At 63.8% G+C, this 19,221-nt stretch carries 18 protein-coding genes; 9 read left to right on the forward strand and 9 right to left on the reverse strand.

Annotated elements, in window-relative coordinates; translation table 11 throughout:
- The 3 genes from M0954_RS23215 to M0954_RS23225 form a co-directional block, all read left to right on the forward strand.
- Positions 1-672 (forward strand): sensor histidine kinase KdpD (locus M0954_RS23215; RefSeq protein ID WP_297355744.1); only part of this gene is annotated, 672 nt, incomplete at its 5' end.
- A gap of 156 nt (positions 673-828) precedes the next feature.
- A complete protein-coding gene (locus M0954_RS23220; protein ID WP_297355746.1) occupies positions 829-1,365 on the forward strand; it encodes a carboxymuconolactone decarboxylase family protein in 537 nt (178 codons plus the stop codon).
- A gap of 182 nt (positions 1,366-1,547) precedes the next feature.
- Positions 1,548-2,576, forward strand: coding sequence for a sulfonate ABC transporter substrate-binding protein (locus M0954_RS23225; RefSeq protein ID WP_133894808.1), 1,029 nt, complete (start codon positions 1,548-1,550; stop codon positions 2,574-2,576).
- A 69-nt stretch (positions 2,577-2,645) separates the two neighbouring features.
- On the opposite strand, the gene M0954_RS23230 is transcribed toward M0954_RS23225, so the two are convergent.
- From M0954_RS23230 to M0954_RS23240, 3 genes are all read right to left on the reverse strand, one after another.
- A complete protein-coding gene (locus M0954_RS23230; RefSeq protein ID WP_297355755.1) occupies positions 2,646-3,485 on the reverse strand; it encodes a LytTR family DNA-binding domain-containing protein in 840 nt (279 codons plus the stop codon).
- Between the two features lie 88 nt (positions 3,486-3,573).
- On the reverse strand, positions 3,574-4,674 hold the full coding sequence (locus tag M0954_RS23235; RefSeq protein ID WP_123387291.1) for a sensor histidine kinase: 1,101 nt from the start codon (positions 4,672-4,674) through the stop codon (positions 3,574-3,576).
- Positions 4,675-4,912: 238 nt separating this feature from the next.
- Positions 4,913-5,476: a DUF6622 family protein gene (locus tag M0954_RS23240; RefSeq protein WP_367279529.1), complete on the reverse strand. Its 564-nt coding sequence runs from the start codon at positions 5,474-5,476 to the stop codon at positions 4,913-4,915.
- 258 nt (positions 5,477-5,734) lie between these two features.
- On the opposite strand from M0954_RS23240, the gene M0954_RS23245 reads away from it, so the two are divergent.
- Positions 5,735-6,181 (forward strand): hypothetical protein, encoded by a 447-nt coding sequence (locus tag M0954_RS23245; RefSeq protein WP_122155904.1) that lies wholly within the window; start codon positions 5,735-5,737, stop codon positions 6,179-6,181.
- A 36-nt stretch (positions 6,182-6,217) separates the two neighbouring features.
- On the opposite strand, the gene M0954_RS23250 is transcribed toward M0954_RS23245, so the two are convergent.
- Positions 6,218-7,516 (reverse strand): tetratricopeptide repeat protein, encoded by a 1,299-nt coding sequence (locus M0954_RS23250; RefSeq protein WP_123387290.1) that lies wholly within the window; start codon positions 7,514-7,516, stop codon positions 6,218-6,220.
- A gap of 158 nt (positions 7,517-7,674) precedes the next feature.
- Complete coding sequence (locus M0954_RS23255; protein WP_122155906.1) at positions 7,675-8,592, reverse strand: NAD(P)-dependent oxidoreductase; 918 nt, start codon at positions 8,590-8,592, stop codon at positions 7,675-7,677.
- A gap of 213 nt (positions 8,593-8,805) precedes the next feature.
- Between M0954_RS23255 and M0954_RS23260 the strand changes: the two genes are divergently transcribed.
- Genes M0954_RS23260 through M0954_RS23270 form a run of 3 tightly spaced genes read left to right on the forward strand, consistent with a single transcriptional unit; the run spans position 8,806 to position 13,551 of the window.
- Entirely contained in the window at positions 8,806-11,727 is a 2,922-nt protein-coding gene (locus M0954_RS23260; protein ID WP_123387289.1) for a molybdopterin oxidoreductase family protein, read from the forward strand.
- 13 nt (positions 11,728-11,740) lie between these two features.
- Positions 11,741-12,595, forward strand: coding sequence for a 4Fe-4S dicluster domain-containing protein (locus M0954_RS23265; protein WP_297355748.1), 855 nt, complete (start codon positions 11,741-11,743; stop codon positions 12,593-12,595).
- Entirely contained in the window at positions 12,592-13,551 is a 960-nt protein-coding gene (locus M0954_RS23270; RefSeq protein WP_133894806.1) for a DmsC/YnfH family molybdoenzyme membrane anchor subunit, read from the forward strand. Before M0954_RS23265 ends, M0954_RS23270 begins: the two co-directional genes overlap by 4 nt.
- An 89-nt stretch (positions 13,552-13,640) precedes the next feature.
- Here M0954_RS23270 and M0954_RS23275 read toward each other — a convergent pair whose 3' ends face one another.
- Positions 13,641-16,244 (reverse strand): prolyl oligopeptidase family serine peptidase, encoded by a 2,604-nt coding sequence (locus M0954_RS23275; protein ID WP_297355750.1) that lies wholly within the window; start codon positions 16,242-16,244, stop codon positions 13,641-13,643.
- Between the two features lie 150 nt (positions 16,245-16,394).
- Between M0954_RS23275 and M0954_RS23280 the strand changes: the two genes are divergently transcribed.
- Entirely contained in the window at positions 16,395-17,189 is a 795-nt protein-coding gene (locus M0954_RS23280) for a hypothetical protein (protein ID WP_297355752.1), read from the forward strand.
- 84 nt (positions 17,190-17,273) lie between these two features.
- Here the strand turns inward: M0954_RS23280 and M0954_RS23285 are convergent, their stop codons facing one another.
- Positions 17,274-17,669: a glyoxalase/bleomycin resistance/extradiol dioxygenase family protein gene (locus tag M0954_RS23285; protein WP_122155911.1), complete on the reverse strand. Its 396-nt coding sequence runs from the start codon at positions 17,667-17,669 to the stop codon at positions 17,274-17,276.
- Between the two features lie 87 nt (positions 17,670-17,756).
- On the reverse strand, positions 17,757-18,293 hold the full coding sequence (locus M0954_RS23290) for a tautomerase family protein (protein ID WP_123387286.1): 537 nt from the start codon (positions 18,291-18,293) through the stop codon (positions 17,757-17,759).
- 115 nt (positions 18,294-18,408) lie between these two features.
- Between M0954_RS23290 and M0954_RS23295 the strand changes: the two genes are divergently transcribed.
- Positions 18,409-18,993, forward strand: coding sequence for a TetR/AcrR family transcriptional regulator (locus M0954_RS23295; RefSeq protein WP_123387285.1), 585 nt, complete (start codon positions 18,409-18,411; stop codon positions 18,991-18,993).
- Here M0954_RS23295 and M0954_RS23300 read toward each other — a convergent pair.
- On the reverse strand, positions 18,974-19,221 hold a 248-nt coding region (locus M0954_RS23300; protein ID WP_297355754.1), incomplete at its 5' end, for a DUF4865 family protein. The genes M0954_RS23295 and M0954_RS23300 overlap by 20 nt on opposite strands.

Genomic DNA, 19,221 nt, shown 5'->3' on the forward strand with positions numbered 1-19,221 from the left:
GTGCTCGGCCACGATCTGCGCACGCCGCTCGGCGCGGTGCTGGCCTCGGCGGAGTATCTGATGCGTGTTGGCGCGAGCGAGCAGGTGACCACTACTGCCACGCGCATCAAGAGCAGCTCGCTGCGCATGGCGCGCATGGTGGATCAACTGCTCAACCTGGCGCGCCTGCAAGGCGGACGTCTGCAACTGCAACCGCGTTCGATCGAGCTGGCGACGCTGTGCAAATCGGTGATCGACGAATTCGCGACTCACAAGGGCGCCGATCGGATCTTCTTCCTGAGCGAGGGGGATTCCGCGGGCCGCTGGGATACCGATCTGATGTGGCAGGCCATCTCGAACCTGATCAACAATGCGCTGCATCACGGCGAGCCCGGATGCAGCATCATCGTCAAAGTGGACGCCAGCAAGGATGAGTCGATCACGCTGAGCGTCACGAACGGCGGCGTGATTCCAGCGGACGTCGTGCCGCATCTGTTCAAGGCGTTCGGTTCGAGTGGCGTCGGCGGGCGGCCGCGCGAAGGGCTGGGCCTCGGCCTGCACATCGTGCGGGAGATCGTTCAGATGCATGGCGGCGAGGTCTGCATGCAGTCGGATGAAATGCGCGGAACGGTGTTTTCCATCGAACTGCCGCGCACGGCCGCGCGTGGGCGGGGATCGTTGAGCGGGCATTAGACCGGGCTATTGGGGACGATGGCCTAAGGTGGGATGAGACGTTTGAGCATAAAATTGCTAAATTAAGGCATTAATCAACTCGCTGAGACTGGCTACACTGATTTCCATGCCATACGACATGGCTAGCAGATAAACCCAGACCTCAAGGAGTCGATCATGTCCCGTCTTTCCACAATCAACCCTCAAGACGCTACCGGCGCTACTGCCGAACTGTTCGCCAAGATCAAGAAGGCCGCCGGCAAGGTGCCGAACGCTTACGCGACTATTGGCACGCACAGCCCCGCCGCGCTCGGCGCGATTCTCGGTGTCGAAGCCGTGCTGGCAAGCAGCAGCCTGCCGAAGTCCGATATTGAAGTGATCAAGCTCGCTGTCAGCCAGGTGGCCGGCTGTGACTACTGTCTCGCTGCTCACACACTGACGGGCAAGTTCGCCGGCCTGTCGCCGGACACCATGAAGCAGGTGCGTGCGGGTGCCGAGACCGGCGACGCGAAGCGCGATGCGCTGGTGCGGTTCGTCCGGACGCTCGTCAACACGCGCGGTACGGTTCCCGCCGATGAACTCGATGCGGTACGCGAGGCCGGCTACAGCGAACAGCAGGTGATCGAAGTGATCCTCGCCATCACGTCCATCACGTTCACCAACCTGGTGAACCGGGTGAACGACACGACGCTGGATTTCCCGGCAGCGCCGTAAAGCAGGACGGCAGGCGGCGTGTGCCGCCTGCCGTCTGCCGTCTTTCCCACATCGCATGCTTTGCATATGCGCATTGATTAGTTCGTTTGGTGCTCACCCGTCCTTATCCTAGGGAGCGCCGCGGCAATGGCGCCGCCGCACCTACGGCCGTACGAGCCGCTACGAACCAGCAAAGGACGCATATGGCTTCATCAGGACACTCCACCCGTAACCCGCAGCCGGTCGATTCGAGCCGCCGCTCGCTTTTGAAGGCCGCAGCGGCGCTGGCAGCCGGGACGGGCGCCGCTCTTGCCGGTGGCGCGGGCGTGTTGCTGTCGAGTCGGGCCGCGCTGGCCGAGGAGAACTCGAAGACGCTGCGCATCGGCTTCCAGAAATACGGCAACTTCGTCGTCCTGAAGGCGCGCGGCACGCTCGAAAAGAAGCTCGCGTCGCAAGGCGTCAGTGTGCAGTGGCTGGAATTCCCGGCCGGGCCGCAACTGCTCGAAGGATTGAATGCGGGCGCGGTGGACGTCGGCACGGTCGGCGAAACGCCGCCCATTTTTGCGCAGGCTGCAGGCGTGGACTTTGTCTATATCGCCAACGAACCGCCTGCGCCCAAAGGCGAGGCGTTGGTCGTGCAACAGGACTCGCCGATCCGCACGGTGGCTGATCTGCGCGGCAAGAAGGTCGCGCTGAACCGCGGCTCGAACGTTCACTTTCTGTTGGTCAAGGCGCTGCAACGCGCCGGTCTGGCGTACACCGACATTCAGCCGGTCTATCTGACGCCTGCCGACGCGCGCGCGGCATTTGTCCAGCGCAGCGTCGACGCGTGGGTGATCTGGGATCCGTATCTGGCCGCTATCGAACGTCAGGCAAACGCACGTGTCCTCACCAACGGCGAAGGAATCGTACGCAACACCCAGTATTACGTCGCCACCCGCAAGTTCGCCCAGGCGCAGCCCCAGGTACTGCATGCGCTGCTCGACGAACTCAATCAGGTTGATGAGTGGAGCCGCAAAAATATCTCGGCCGTGGCGGCCCAGTTGTCGCCGCTGGTTGGTCTCGATGCCGCGACGCTCGAAGTCGCGCTGGGACGCGCCGGTTACGGCGTGCAACCGGTCACCGACGCGACGCTCGCTTATCAGCAGCAGATTGCCGATACGTTCACCGATCTCAAGCTGATTCCGAAGAAACTGACGGTCGCAGATGCGCGCTGGAATACGGTCGGGTGAACAGCAGTGAGGTGACTTATCCCCGCTGCAAGCAAATGTGAACGTCTGCGGCGAGCATCCGCCGCTGGACTACATGCCCTTGAACTGTTCTGCGTAGAGTCGGCTCACGCTTAGCTTTGCCGCGTGGTCGCGCAGGCTGAGCGTGAGTTTGCCTGACTCGTCGCGCGAGGCGCTGGCAATCGCGTCGGCACGCACCACCGTGCCGCGATGGATCTGCCAGAACTGCTGCGAATCCAGTTGCTGCAGCAGTTCGCGCAGCGAGGTGCGAATCAGGTGCTCGCGCTCGGCCGTGATGACCCGGACGTATTTGTCCGCCGCCTCGAAGTACAGCACCTCGCCGACCGGAACCATCGTGATCGTGTTGCCGGCGCTTGCCTGGATCATACGCAAGGGTGCGCTGGCCGTGGCGGCGTCGGCCGGGCCGGATGTGCCCGGCACGCCTTGCCCCGCAACGCCGAACAACGCACGCAACTGATCGATCATCGGCGCCAGTCCCGCTTCCGCGGCCTGCGGTTGCTCACGGGCCTGTAACGCTGCCTGCAGACGCGCGCAGGTCTTCGCCAGCCGCTCGGTCTGCACCGGCTTCAGGACATAGTCGAGCGCCGCGCGTTCGAAGGCGCGCAGCGCATATTCGTCGTACGCCGTGACGAACACCACCAGGGGCAGTGGACGGCCTGAATCGGGCCAATCCTCGGCCAGCGCCTGCGCGGCATCCAGTCCGCTCATGCCCGGCATGCGGATATCGAGGAACAGCAGGTCGGGCTGCAACGTGAGACCCTGCTGCAACGCAGAGGCGCCGTCGCCGACACTCGCGACGATGCGCAGCTCGGGCCACAAGCGGGCTAGCTCGGCTTGCAGGTTGGCGGCCAGCAAGGGTTCGTCTTCGGCGATCAGGGCGGTGGCGTTCATCATGGTTGAAGTCGACGTGGGTAGGGTTGGCGCTTGGTCAGCTTGGTCGGCTTTGGTCAGTTCAGTCAGCTCAGGCCGGGCGCGCTGCTCAGACAACCGGGATGCGCACGACAGCAAGCGCGCCGCCGAGGCCGTCATCGGGCGTGGTCAATTCAAGGGAGGCTGCGCTGCCGTACAGCGCAGCGAGCCGTTCGCGTACCTGCTGCATGCCGAAGCGGCTGCCGTGCGTGGCCACCGCGCCGAGACCGACGCCGGTATCGCGCACGCTCAGCAACAGCCCCTGAGCGTCGCGCCGTGCCGCGACTTCGATCCGGCCGCCGGCCACGCTCGGCTCGAGCCCATGCTTGATCGCGTTTTCGACCAGTGGTTGCAAGAGCAGCGGCGGCACCGGCAGGCTGCTCAACTCGTCGGGCAGATCTAGCGTGCCAGTCAGGCGCGGCCCCATGCGAACCTGCATCAGCTCGAGGTAATCGCCAATTCGCGCAAACTCGGCGGAGAGCGCGTGCGAATCCGAGCGCGAGGCATCGAGCGTGGCGCGCAGAAAGCCGTTCAGATGATCGAGCATGGCCTGGGCCCGTTGTGGATCCTGGCCGATCAACACACGCAGGTTGGCCAGTGTATTGAACAGCATATGCGGTTCGAGTTGCGACACCAGCAGCCTGAGCTGATTCTCGACAGCAGTGCGCCGCGCGGCTTGCGCCTGCGCTTCCGTGGCGGCAAGCCGGCCGCGTGCATAGAAAAAGTAGGTGCAACCGATCGCCAGCGCAAACGTCGGCAGAAGGCTCGGCAGCAGCGACTGAAAATTGAGCAGGATGCCGAGCGGCGCGTGATGCGTGCCGGTCAACAGATCGCCGAGCGTATGGCCGCCGAGATAGCCCACCACGGCGGACATCGCGATCCACGGCACCATCAGCCCCCAACCGGGCCAGGCCCGCTGGACGGCAACGCTCTCAGGCGACATCCCGGACAGGGGCGCGGCACCGCGGCGCATGAAGCTGGCCGACAAGCCATAGCGGCCCGCTTCAATCAACGCCTGAATGCACAGCGCGACGGTGAAGGTGTAGATCAGATTGGGGACAAACGTGCTGTCCGAAAACGGGCCGAACAGGAACGTGGCCGCCAGCGAGACGAGAACGGTGATTCTCAGCTGACGCCAAAGCCAACTGAAAACGACACGATACGTGGGCATGCGGCGGTCCGGGTTCAGTTGCTCGTCGCGCGAGAGGGCAGACAGGTTGGGCGCGCCGCGGATTGGCGCGGTTCCACGTGCAGCGGATTGTAGCTGGTCCGTGGGGGCAGCCAATCATCTGCACAAGGAAGTTCATCGCGCCGGGCGACGTCGATGCCGAACAGGCGGCCGAAAACGAACCGCACGCCGCCGACGGTAGCGGCGGCTCTGCGCATCAATGAATGGATGGGCGATTGCATCAATAAACCGTGTCGCGTGGCAACGCTTGCCGAACCGCGCGCCAGACCGCGAGCGCACGGGCGAGGAAGACGCCGCTAAACGCGCCATAAACCAGGCCCGCGAAGCCGGCGACACCGGCGTCGGCGGCAAGGGCCGGGTTGGTCGCGAGCGTGAAGCCAATCGAGTACTTGAACAGGAACAGCCCCAGCAACAGCGCGAGCGGCAGCCAGCTACCGGGCATCAGCACGCTACGCTCCGCGTCCAGCCAGCGAATCCCGCTCCACACACGCATACCCTGTGAAAGTGCCAGAGTGACGGCCAGGCCGGTGACCCAGGCGAGCAGCGCCAGCGGCTGGCTGGAAAAAGCTGATGCAATACCGTAGAGCGACAGCAGCACCATCACCAGCGGCAACGCGGTGGCGCTGCGCAGCGAGCGACGGCGCGGGAGGGTCTGCTTGAAACCCATGACGGTCAGGGCGGCAAGGACGCCCCAGACCCAGTGAGGCGTGTCTTGAAGAATGGTGGTGAACATGGCGGCGGACTCCGTGTCTATATCGAGGGATTCGATGACACGGATGTTCAGTCAGCGAGCCGCCACGTTCGAGCGGTTTGCGACAAAATGACAAACGACGGCGCGAAATGCTCCGGTTCCGGCGCGAGTGGCTGCGGAGCGCGAACCGGTCAGGCCTATAAACGGGGCAGCGGCAGCGTTCCGCAGTGCGTCGTTGAAAGCCTACGTAAGCTGCATTGATGGGTGCCGTACAGAAGGAGCGGAGCAAAGGCCCTACGTTGGGAGCTGGCTCCCCACGCCGCATACTGCCAGGATAGGGGTTGCATCACCATGAGAATGTGCTTTCCCAACGCGCTTGGGGTGCTGGCCGCGCTCGGCGCGGTGCTCTATGCGATCCCCTCGGCCGCGCACGAGCTCGATGCGCAGCTGGACTGCAGCTCGAACGCACACGCCTTCATTACTTCGCTGCAAAGCGATCAGTTCATCGAACCGCAACCGATGCACGTGGAGGCCAACTCCGTCAACGCGTTCCGTCCGACTCACGGCAGCCAACTGACGGCTTTCGGTTTTCGTGTCTACGCCGTACTCGGCTACGATCAGAACGACGAGCTGTTTCACAAGGGCAGCGGTCAGGCGATGGCCGGCTCGCTGTATGGGGTGGTCGTCTTCGGGGCCAGCGAGTCGGTCAAGACCCACCTGCAAGATGCCGGCAGCGAAGCGGTGGTGCATGAAGTCATGCCGCTGATCATGACAGCCGTGCTGTGCAAGACGAACTGAAGCGGTGCGCCGAAACGGTTCCGTTCGCGGGTGGCGTTAGCGGTCCGTGTCCGGTTTTGGCGTGTCGCGCAGGATCTCAGCCAACGCGTTGCGCACGTCGCTGATCACGCCTGGCCAACCCGCTTCGCCTTGACGGAACAGATACAGGTCCTTGGGATACCACGGCGAGCGCGTGCCCGCGCGCTGCCAGCGCCAGTCGACGCCCCGGCGCGGCAGCATCACCCAGCACGCGACGCCCAGTGCGCCGGCCAGATGAGCGACGGCGGTATCGACGCAGATCACCAGATTGAGCTGCCCGATGATGGCGGCGGTATCGCTGAAATCGCGAATCTCGTCGCCAAGGCATATGGCCGGTTGTTGTCCCGCGCATTCCCGCGCCTCGGCTTCTGCGCCGCCCACCTGCAGGCTGACAAAGTGCACGCCGGGTACGGACCACAACGGCTGTAACGCAGAAAAATGGGGCAACGAGCGGTTCGCATCGTTCTCATGTTCTGGGTTGCCCCTCCACACGAGTCCGATGCGGATGCCGTCGTTCGGCAGACGCTGGCGCCACGACTCCAGGCGGTTGGCGAAGACGCCGAGATACGGAATCCGGGCAGGGATCGACCCGAGCGTCGTGCCGAAGCGGCAGGGCAGACTCAGCAGCGAATCCCAGTAGTCGTGCAGGTGCAGACCTTGGGGGTCGGTAACCAGCGCATCGATGCCCGGCACCGTGCGTAGCAGCGGCGCGAGCGCTGGCTTGCAGATCACTGAAAGCTTCGCCACTCCGCGCGTCTTCAGCAGGCTCACGTAGCGCACAAACTGGATGGTGTCCCCGTAGCCTTGCTCGGGCAACAGCAACAACGTCTTGTCCTGCAGGTCTTCGCCATGCCAGCGTGGAAACGGCAATTCGCCGTGCTCGTGGAAGACCTCTGAGCGAGCTTCGTAATACGGCCAGCCTTCGGCGTATCGGCCGGCGGCGAGCAGCAGAAGCGCATAGTTGTAGCGAGCCTCGGCGTAGTCGGGCTGCAGATCGATCGCGTGGCGATATTCGGCCTCGGCTTCGTCGTAGCGCTGGAGGGTTTCTAGCGTGTCGGCCAGATTCGAGCGGATCGGCGCACTATCCGGCATCGCCTGGAGTGCGTGCCGGTAGTGATCCACTGCGTCAGCGAAACGTCCTGACGTGCGCAGCAGGTTCGCCAGGTTGTTGTGAGCGATACCGTTATGGTGGTCCGCTTCGAGCGCCTGGCGGTAGAGGCGTTCGGCGCTTGCCAGGTCGCCCTGTTGCTGGGCATCGAGCGCTGCCACGACAAGCTGACTGCCGACATTGGGAACATCATGCGCAGGCTGGTTCATAAGCGAGGTGGGTTGCGCCCGATCCTGGCGAGCATGGTCTCTCAGACGGCCCGCTCGGTGTGTTGCCCAGCGCGTCGGCCACTTGCGCCAGCCGCTATGGTGGCGCAAGTGAAGCCCATGATGCAACTGACGCAGCCGTTAAGCCACGTTACGCAATCTTAATCAGCCCGCTTGAGCTGCCGCAGGCGCCAGATCAGACTGGAGGTATCGAAACGGTTGCCGCCGAGACCCTGCACGTCGCCGTAAAACTGGTCGACCAGTGCCGTGACCGGCAACGCGGCGCCGTTGCGTTTCGCTTCATCGAGGCAGAAGCCGAGATCCTTGCGCATCCAGTCCACCGCGAAGCCGTAGTCGAATTTGCCTTCGATCATCGTCTTGCCGCGATTGTCCATCTGCCAGCTCGCCGCTGCACCCTTGCCGATAACTTCGAGCACCAGCGGCATGTCGAGACCCGAGCACTCGCCGAAATTGATTGCCTCGGACAAACCTTGCACGAGGCCGGCAATGCAGATCTGATTGACCATTTTCGCCAGTTGACCGGCGCCGACGGGGCCGATCAGCGTCACGGCTGCGCCGTAGTGCTTCAGCGTGACGGCAGCCGGTTCGAACGCGGCCTTCTCGCCACCGCACATGATGGTCAGCGTGCCTTTCTGGGCACCGGCCTGGCCACCCGACACGGGCGCATCGATAAACTGCAGACCTTGTTTCGCGGCGACGGCGGACAACTCCCGCGCCACATTCGCCGAAGCGGTCGTATGGTCGACGAATGTCGTGCCGCCCTTCATGCCGGCAAATGCACCTTCATCGCCGAGCGTGACGCTGCGCAGGTCGTCGTCGTTGCCGACGCAGGCCATCACCAGCTCGGCGCCATCGGCCGCTTCGCGCGGCGTGCGGGCCGCGCGGCCGCCGTGCTCGGCGACCCATTGCTCCGCTTTGGCAAAGGTACGGTTATAGACCGTGACATCAAGTCCGGCTTTCGCCAGATGGCCGGCCATGGGATATCCCATGACACCGAGGCCGAGAAACGCGACGCGACGTTTGGCGTCGCTGGAAGACGAGGCGGCGGAATCACTCACTGCGCGGCTCCTTCAAGTGGGGGCTGGGTTGGGGGTGGGTTGGGAAAGCCATTATCGCAGCGATACCGGCGCGCTGCAGCGGCGCTCTCACAGCCTCCGGGCACCGCGAACTATCGGGGCGCGCGATACATTGGATATTAAATAGCGATTTTTCTTTTATATCCAACGGTCTTACGATGCACGGGTAGGCTGTCGTAGTCCCCGGAGGTATCGATGGAACACCACGCGCGCACGCAAAACGAAAAACTCGAAGTTAAAACCACGACGTGCTACATGTGCGCCTGCCGTTGCGGCATCCGCGTGCATCTGCGCGACGGCGAGGTGCGTTATATCGACGGCAACCCTGACCATCCGCTCAACCAGGGTGTGATCTGCGCGAAAGGTTCGTCGGGGATCATGAAGCAGTATTCCCCCGCGCGTCTGACCCAGCCGTTGATGCGCAAGGCGGGCGCCGAGCGCGGCAGCGCGCAGTTCGAGCCGGTCTCGTGGGACGTGGCGTTCGCCACGCTCGAAAAGCGTCTCGCCCATCTGCGCGCCACTGACCCGAAGAAGTTCGCGCTCTTTACCGGCCGCGACCAGATGCAGGCGCTCACGGGCCTGTTCGCCAAGCAGTTCGGCACGCCCAACTATGCGGCGCACGGTGGCTTCTGTTCGGCCAATATGGCGGCCGGGATGATCTATACGATCGGCGGCTCGTTCTGGGAGTTCGGTGGACCGGACCTCGAAAGCGCGAAGCTATTTTTCATGATCGGCACCGCCGAGGACCATCACTCGAATCCGCTGAAGATCGCGCTGTCGAAGTTCAAGCGCGCAGGCGGCCGTTTTATCGCCATCAACCCGATCCGCACCGGCTACGCGGCGATTGCCGACGAGTGGGTGCCGATCCGTCCTGGCACGGACGGCGCTCTGTTTATGGCGCTGATCCACGAACTGCTGGCCACGGACTCGTATGACCGCGAGTTCGTCACGCGTTATACCAACGCGGCTGAGCTGCTCGATATGAATGCCGACGGCGACGCGTTCGGTCTGTTTGCGTGCGATCCGAACCTGCCGGAGGCCAATCCGCTGTTCCCGCAAAACCATCTCTGGTGGGATCTGAAGACGCAACGTGCGGTGCAGCATCACACGCCGGGTTCGGAGCCGGCCATGGAGGGCAATTACACGCTCGAGGATGGCACACCCGTCACACCGTCATTCGCGTTGTTGCGCGAGCGCGTGGCGGACAGCACGCCGGAGTGGGCTGCGGAGATCACCGGCATTCCCGCCGACGTCATCCGCCGCCTTGCCGGCGAAATGGCCCAGACCGCACGCGATCACAAGATCACGCTGCCGATCCAGTGGACCGATGCCTGGGGCGAGACGCACGATACGGTCACCGGCAATCCGATCGCCTTTCACGCGATGCGTGGTCTCGCTGCGCATTCAAACGGCTTTCAATCGATTCGCGCGCTGGCGGTGCTGATGTCCTTGCTCGGCACGATCGACCGGCCCGGCGGTTTTCGTCACAAGTCGCCGTATCCGCGCGCGGTGCCGCCATCGGCGAAACCGCCGAACAGCCCGGATGCCGTGCAGCCGAACACACCGCTCGCCAACGGCCCGCTCGGCTGGCCGGCGGCGCCCGAGGACCTGTTCATCGATCAGGCGGGCGAACCCGTGCGGATCGACAAGGCGTTCTCATGGGAATACCCGCTCGCCGTCCACGGCCTGATGCATAGCGTGATCACCAACGCGTGGCGCGGCGATCCTTACCCGATCGACACGCTGCTGATTTTCATGGCCAACATGGCATGGAACTCGTCGATGAACACGGTCGAAGTCCGCAAGATGCTGGTCGACAAACGCGACGACGGCGAATATAAGATTCCGTTCCTCGTGGTATGCGACGCGTTCCAGTCCGAGATGACCGCGTTCGCCGATCTGATTCTGCCCGACACCACGTATCTGGAGCGCCACGATGCGATGTCGATGCTCGACCGGCCGATCTCCGAGTTCGACGGCCCAGTCGATTCGGTGCGCGTACCGGTGGTGCCGCCAACCGGCGAATGCAAGCCATTCCAGGAAGTGCTGATCGAACTGGCGAGCCGTCTGAAGCTGCCCGCGTTCACGACGAAGGAGGGCACGCGCAAATTTCGCGACTATCCGGACTTTGTGGTCAACTTCCAGACTTCGCCGGATTCGGGCGTGGGCTTCCTGATCGGCTGGCGCGGCAAGGACGGCGACAAGGCGCTGGTGGGCGAGCCGAATCCGAACCAGTGGGAGCAGTACGCGAACCACAACTGCGTGTACCACTACACGCTGCCCGAGCCGCTGCAATACATGCGCGGCGTTAATGGACCGTATCTGAAGTGGTCGGTAGAGAAGGGCTTTCGCAAGTTCGACACGCCGATCGTGATCCAGCTGTATTCCGATGTGATGCAGAAATTTCGCCTCGCCGCGCAGGGCAAGAGAGCAGGGCGTCAGCCGCCCGATCATCTGCGCGCGCGTGTCGAGCGCTACTTCGATCCATTGCCGTTCTGGTACGAACCGCTCGAACTCGCCGCCACCGACCGCGCCATGTTTCCGCTGGCTGCTGTTACGCAACGACCGATGGCGATGTATCACTCGTGGGATTCCCAGAACGCCTGGTTGCGGCAGATTCATGGCGAGAACTATCTATTCATGAATCCGTTGATGGCGCGAAGCAACGGCATCGAAGACGGTGGCTGGATCTATGTGGAATCGCCGTGGGGCAAGGTGCGCTGCATGGCGCGCTATAGCGAGGCAGTCGAGCCGGGCACGGTGTGGACCTGGAATGCGATCGGCAAAGCGGCGGGGGCATGGAACCTCGGTCCCGATGCTAACGAATCGCAGCGCGGCTTCCTGCTCAACCACCTGATCACCGATGAGCTGCCAGGCGCAACGCCAGGTGACGCCCGCACGTCGAACTCGGATCCGATCACCGGCCAGGCCGCCTGGTACGACGTGAGAGTGCGCGTGTATCCGGCCGAAGCCGATGCGGACCACACGTTGCCGCAATTCGCGCCAATGGAGAAACTGCCCGGAACGACCGGGGTGTTGCATCGTCTTGTGCAAACGTATTTCGCCGGCCGCGGCGAGTTTGCTGCGCGTCTGCGCGGCGCCGGCAAGCAAAAGTGACGAGGAGCATCCAATGACCCAGATGGCGCTCGTAATCGATCTGAACGTCTGCGTGGGATGTCACGCGTGCGTGACGAGCTGCAAGGAATGGAACACCTCCGGCGAGGCCGGCAGTCTGGCCGATTTCCGGCCGTACGATGCCGATCCGTCCGGCACGTTCTTCAACCGCGTGCAGACCTTCGAGGCCGGTGAGTTTCCGCTCACCGATACGATCCATTTTCCGAAATCGTGTCTGCATTGCGAGGACCCACCGTGTGTTCCGGTCTGTCCGACCGGCGCGAGCTACAAGCGCAAGGAAGATGGGCTCGTGCTGGTGGACTTCGACAAATGCATCGGCTGCAAGTACTGCGCGTGGGCGTGCCCTTACGGTGCGCGCGAGCTCGACGAAGAGCGAAAGGAGATGACCAAGTGCACGTTGTGCGCGGATCGCATCCATAACGAGGCGCTGCCGGAGCGAGATCGCAAGCCGGCTTGTGTGCTGGCGTGTCCGACTTCGGCGCGGCTGTTTGGCGATATTCACGATCCGGAGTCGGTGGTGTCGCAGGCGATTCGCGACCGCGGTGGGTATCAGCTGATGCCTGAGTGGGAGACGAGGCCTGCGAATCATTATTTGCCGCGCCAGAAGACGATGGGGTGTGGCGGTGAGTCTTGTTCGTGCAAGTCGGGGGGCGGGGCGGAGGCTGCGGTTGATGATGCAAGGAGTGCGTCTAATGCCTCTGCTGCACCTGCTGTCGCTGCCGTTGCGGCGCCGTCCGCTGAGGCCGGTGCGCCGCTCGCCCACGGACAACTTCACGTTGAACGTCGAGGGCCTGTCGCCGGCATGCTGGACCGCGTCTTCAACATTCTGAGTCTAGGGAGAGGCGCATGAAGCCCGCATTTTCTGTGGTGTTTCTGACCACGCTGAGTGGTGCCGGACAAGGTTTGCTGATCGCGCTATTCGGCGTAGAAGTGGCGGCTCGGTTTGGGATGTTTGCGGCCGCTGACACGCCGCCCCAGACGTTCTTCGTGATCGGTGCGGCGCTTGCTGTTGTGCTTGGCGGCTTGGGGTTGCTGGCGTCGTTCTTCCACCTCGGCCATCCCGAACGCGCGTGGCGCGCTATTGCAATGTGGCGTACTTCATGGCTTTCGCGCGAGTGTCTGGCGCTGCCAGTGTTTCTCGCGTGCGCGTTTGCGTATGGTGTTGCGCATTGGTTTGGCTCGCCGTGGTCGGTGGAAATCGGTGCGCTCGGGGTAATCGCCAGCGCCGTGTTGTTCGTGTGTACCTCGATGATTTATGCGTGTCTGCGTTTCCTGCAGGAATGGGCCACGCCGCTGACGATGGTCAACTTCGTGCTGCTCGGCTGTGCGTCGGGGTTCACATTTGCGACGGCGTGCGCTGCGTGGCTCGCGCCGTCACTGGTCGGTGGACTTGCGGTGTGTGCTGGTGTGCTGACGCTAGCAGGATGTGCGAGCCGGATCGCTGCGCTGATGCGCAATGCACGCTTGCGGCCCAAATCGACGGTGCAAAGCGCGACCGGCATCAAGTCGCCGAATCTCGTGCAGAAATCGCGTGGCTTTACCGCAGGTGCGTTCAATCTGCGCGAGTTCTTTCATGGGAAGACGCCGCAGACGCTGCAACGTATCAAATGGACCTTCCTGGTGGCGGCGTTTGCGGTACCTGTGGTGTTGATCGCGCTGGGTGGCAGTGCGTCGTCAATCGCGGATTCGCTCTGGCTGTTGTGTGCCGCATGCGTGGTGCAGTACACGGGGCTAGTCGCAGAGCGCTGGTTCTTCTTCGCGGAAGCGCGGCATCCGCAGAATCTTTATTATCGTCAGGCTTCCTGAACGTATCAGGACGGGCGGGTCTCCGATAGCTTCATGTCCACTGCCGCCTGCATGCGATCAAAACCGCATGCAGGCGGCAAAGACTTACCTCACTCAGCGTGCGGTACCCCCGCCTTCGCATCCGACGCATCCGCCGCTGGAGCAGCAGACGGAGCCGCTGCCGCACGCGGCGGCGCATTCTTCACGTAGCGGTCGAACCACCGCTGCATCTCATACGCGAGCTGCTCGTTCGATTCCAGCGCCGTGTACCAGTGCGGCTCGTGCGGCAGCATCACGAGCCGCGTCGTGCCGCCGTTGCCGCGCAGCGCCTCATACAGCAGCGTCGCCTGCAACGGTGTCGTGCCCGGATTCGCATCGTCCTCGCCATGCACGATCAGAAGCGGTGTCTTCAGCTTGTCGGCGTAGAAGAACGGCGACACCTTCAGATAGACATCCTGCGCCTGCCATACCGAGCGCCGCTCGTTCTGGAAGCCGAACGGCGTCAGCGTCTTGTTGTACGAGCCGCTCGTCGCCACGCCTGCACGGAACAGGTCCGAATGGGCGAGCAGATTGGCGGTCATCAGCGCGCCGTGACTGTGGCCGGTGACGCCGATCCGGTCCGGATCGACCACACCCAGCCGTACTGCTTCATCGACGGCAGCCTTGGCGTCGGCGACGAGCTGCTCGTTGTAGGTGTCGTAGGCGCGTTTTGGGTCGCCGATGACCGGGAACGACACGTTGTCGATGATCGCGTAGCCGGCGAGCAGCATCAACCGGTAGTCCCGCAGTCGCGTGAAAGTCTGCTCAGAGCCGCTGACCTGGCCAGCTGTTGCCGCATCGGCGTAGTCGAGCGGATAGGCGTACAGGATCGCGGGCACGCGGGTGCCTTCCTGATAGCCGGGCGGCGTGTACAGCGTGAACGACAGGTCGAGCCCGTCGGCGCGCTTGTACTTGACGAGACGCTTCTTGATCTGGCGCACGACCGGTGTCGGATCGGTGAGGTGCGTGAGCGCGGTTTCGTTCGACGCGTAGCGCGCTTCGCTTGCCGGCGCGTCGACGGACGCGCCGAGCGTACGGACAAACAGGTTCGGCGGATCGTTCGGTGTCTGGTGCCACGTCAGGAACGATTGCGTGCTGTCGCCGGTGAACGCGACGAACCGCTCGAAAGCCGCCTTGTCGCTGCGGAACAGGCGCTCAGTCTTGAGCGTCGTCAGATCGAGCCGGTCGAGGAACGGCCGGTTGCCGGCCGGCGAGGCGCCGTCGCCATCGAGGAAAATCGCGCCGTTCTCGACACGAACCACACGGAAGCCGTTCGGCAGAGGCCTGGTCACCGGATTGCCGGGATCTGCGTATTGCTCGTCGCTCGACATGTCCCACAGCAGATGTTGTGTGACCTGTGGCGCATCGACGTCGACCATGAAGGTACGCTGCCAGTGGCGGTTGTGGTCATACTCGGACAGCAGTTCGAGATCCTGCTGCGAGGTCCAGGCAAAACCGGCATAACGTTGATGCAGCCGCGTTACTTCACGCGGCGCGGCGTCGAACGGCGCCTTGAGCATCATCACCTTGTCGCGCTCCGGCACGTCGACGTTCCAGTCGCCTGCGTCGAGCGCTTCGGCCCAGATCAGCGTGGCCGGTTCGGTCGGCCGCCACGAAAAACTGCGCGGCCCGAGCGGTACGCCGGCAACCGGCACCCGGTCCGCCAGCGGGCGCGACGTAATCAGGTGCGTCGCGATATGCGCGCGGTTCGAAATGTCCCACACCGTGTAATCGTGCGGGAAGCGCTCGGCGGTCGTCACGTACGAATAGGGCCGCTGGATTGTCGTGACCAGCAAATGACGTCCGTCTGGCGCGGGCGCGAGGCCGTCGTACAGCGCGGGTGCGCCGAGCGGCGTGACCTTGCCCGTGCCGGTGTCGACGAGCGCAAGCTGCGAGGTCGCGTAGTAATCGAACTGCGCTTCGTCGCTGGCGCTGTTCAGCGTGTCGCGCGCCTCGTAGGTGCTGCTCTGGCCGCGCCGTCCGTCCGATTCCTGAATGCTTGGGCTCTCCGCTGTTTCGGCGGCGGTAGGCGCCGGTCCGCTGTGCGCAGGCACTAGCTTTACTAGCAGGGTTGTCTGGTCAGGCATCCAGTTCAGTTCATCGCCGAACATCGGGTTGAGCTGAACGCCGGGAATGCGGTGAACCGCGCCCGTGATACCGTCGCCGACCCACAGGTCGACCGAATGCGCAGTCACGTTTTCGAAGGCGAAGCGCTTGCCGTCGACGCTCCAGTGCGGGCGCGTCGCGCAGACGCCGGCTGGCAGCGCGACCGGTCGCGCGACGCTGTCCGCGAATTGAACGAGGTCGAAGTGCGTCGCGCACGCCGGAATGCCGTAGCCGCCCGCCGTGTCGTGCCGGCTGCGGTTGGCGGGTTCGACGCGCACGCCGGCGAGACGCAGGAACGGCGTCGCCACCCGCGCGATGGACGGATATTCCTGATAGGTGACCAGCAGCGCCCGATCGGTGCTCGGCGCCACGACCGGCGTAGGGAGCGACGGCGCCAGCATCACGTCGAGGATCGCTTTGGAGGGCTGGCTGTAACCGGCGACGGTGGACGACTGTGCCGGGGCCGGCGTCGTTGCGGTTGGGGTCTGCTGCGCGAATGCGCTTTGGGCAGTCACCGACACGACAAGCGCGGCCGTGGCGAGACGGGAAATCACGGAAGGATAGGGCATCGTCTGCGTAACAGGTTTCGGGAAATGAAGTCGTTCGATGAAACAGGAACGCGCAGTATTGCATGCTCGGCAGCCGAAGATGTGACCCGTATGCGCAGGCCTGGCGGACGCGTTTGGTAAGATCCGGCTTTATACCCGCCCGATGCCGTCATGCTTGCACTCAAGCTCACGCTGGTCCCCACGTTTCTGTTAATCGTCTCGATGTCGGGCAAGTGGTGGGGGCCATCCATCGCGGGGTGGCTGGCAGGGCTGCCGGTGGTGGCAGGGCCAATCCTCTTTTTGCTGGTCCTGGCACACGGACCGTCATTCGGCGCGCATGCGGCCACGCTCTCGCTGTCCGCCATCCTCGCTTCCGAAGCGTTCAATTTTGCCTATGCATGGACCTGCCGCGCGCGTGCATGGCCGTGGGCATTAGGAGCGGGGCTCGCCACCTGGCTGATGGCGGCTTCTGCGCTTTCGTACTTGCCCGCCTCGCCTTTGTGGGCGCTCGGCGTCGCGCTGGCGGCCACGCTGTTCGGTCAATCCTTTCTGCCACGCACTGCCGCTGTAGCGGCCGGCGTCCCGCTTACGCGCACCGATCTCATCTGCCGCATGCTGGCAGGGATGGCGCTCACGCTACTGGTGACGTCGGTGTCGGCACGGGTCGGCCCCACATGGAGCGGCCTGCTCGCGGTGTTTCCGTTGCTGGGTATCGTGCTGTTGGTGTCGTCGCAACGCGCACATGGAGCGGATTTTGTCGTTTCGTTGCTGCGCGGGATGGTCTTGGGACGCTTCGCTTTCGCTGCGTTCTGCCTGTTTCTCGTGTGGGTGCTGCCGCATCAGGCGCCGCTGCCTACGTTTGCCGAAGCTGCTCTGCTTGCGATGTCCGTGCAATGGGGCACCCGGCGTTTGACACGCGCAAGCCGGGTGGCCGCCAAAGTACCGGACGCCGTTGCGGCAGAGTAGGCAGGCGCCGCTACGGCGATGCGCTCGACAACGCAGTCTGTATTTGCGCAGCGCCCGCTGCGGCGCAACGTTCGTTGTCGGTGCTCATACCGGACAGTTCAGCATCCACTGCACGCCAAAGCGGTCCGTGAGCTTGCCGTGGAAGGCGCCCCACGGTTGCATGCCGAGCGGCGTGGTGATGACGCCGCCTAGCGCCAACCTGCCGAAGAGCACCTCGGTCTGCGCGCGGTCGTCCATCGTCAGGAAATGCGCCGAGCCACGCATTGGCTCCGCGTCGTCGTTGTCCGACGCGTAAAACAGCACGCCCGGCCCCTCGAATTTCGCGTGCATGATGAGGCCACGCATGGTTTCGTTGCGCACGGGCATACCGGCTTCGCCGTGGCGCATCAACTCCGCGACACTGCCGAGTCCGCACTGCGAGTAGAAGCCGAGCGCAGCTTCGCAGCCTGCCGTAAAGAACAGGTAATTCGAAAGTTGCATGATTTGTAATCCTAATCAGGTATTTGACGACGCCTTCGAATCGAATGACCGGGTCTATGGTGTAAGGATCATTTGCGTCTCGGGCGATCAGGGGCGGCGAGCCTGCTCAGGATAGCCGTGCGCTTCGTGCATACGTCTCTGCGCGGCCAGGAATGGCTCGAAGTAATCGGCGCGCTCCGGCGTCCCGCCCGCAACCTGATTGATCTCGCGAATGCCGATCGTCTGCCCGCTAGCGCCCCAGTTGCCGTCCGGCACTTCGTGGATCAGCACCCAATCGCCGCCGCGCCGAGGAAACGTGCCGTCTACGTCGAGAGACCGGGCAACGATGGCGTTGATCCGCGCATGCAGCGCGGTTTTGTCCACCTGCCGCGCCGCGCCGACCGGATACACGACATCGAACAGAAAGCGACCGCCTTTGGGCGGATCGAGATCCGGCTTGCCGCCGACATACCACGAGGTCCGCGCATCCACCTCGTTGAACAGCACATAGGCGACCGCACGACCGGCGGGGGTGTCTGCGCCGACCTCGCCCACGAGGATAGCGGCAGTGAGTTCCTCGGCAAGCTGGTCTTTCTGCGCGGCGGTGAAAGCGCCGCGTTGGTGGGTGATGCGTAGCAACGGCATACGACTCTCCTCAGGGAACACGCCGACGGTTGCCAGCGCTTCCCCCGTAAATTATATTGTGATCGTAACTTAATCAAGAATTATGTGACGATCGTCATGTAAAAAGGAGAGCTGGATGGCGCGCTATGCCCAGGGACACAAGGAAGAAAGCCGCGCCCGGATCGTCGAGGCGGTTGGACGCGGGTTTCGCAAGCAGGGCTACGGCGGGATCGGCGTGGACGGCCTGGCGCGCGAGGCGGGGGTGACCCACGGGGCGTTCTATGGTCACTTCCGCTCCAAGGCGGAAGCCTTCGGCGCAGCGGTGGCAGAGGGATTGCGCGAGCTGCGGCAGGCGGTGGAAGGCTTGCGTGCCGAGCACGGCAAGGGCTGGCTTCGGACGTTTGCTGCCTTTTACATGGGATACAAGCGAACCTGCGATCTGGGAGACGCCTGCACGCTGCCGAGCCTGTCTGCGGAAATCGAGCGGGCCGACCCGGCGTCGCGTGCAGCCTACGAAACCGAACTGCAAGGGGTGATGAAAGCGGTCGCCGCGGGTTTGCCGGAAGGCACGGGTGCCGAGCGTGAGGCGCGTGCCTGGGTGCTGCTGGCGCTGCTGTCTGGAGGCGTCACGCTGGCCCGCGCCGTGCCCACCGAGGCAACCAGTGAGCAGATCGCGACCGCGGTTCAGAGGGCGGTGGAAGTCATCGCGGGAGGCGGCTGATCCCGGGTTGGGCAAGGTGCAGCACATCGTAGACGTCACCGTTGCGGGCCGGATCGGCCGGCGCCGACGAGACCGTGAAGCGGATCAGGCGCCAGGCATTCAGATCGAATGCCGCCCACACGGCCACGGTATCGGGACGCGCCGCGATCTCCCGATTGAGTTCTATCTCCGCGGCGTGCAACGCCGTTCGATCGGTCGCAGCGTTCAGCACACGTTCCTCGCGGTAGA

Source organism: Paraburkholderia sp., assembly GCF_026225065.1.
In the GTDB taxonomy this organism is placed as follows: Bacteria; Pseudomonadota; Gammaproteobacteria; order Burkholderiales; family Burkholderiaceae; genus Paraburkholderia.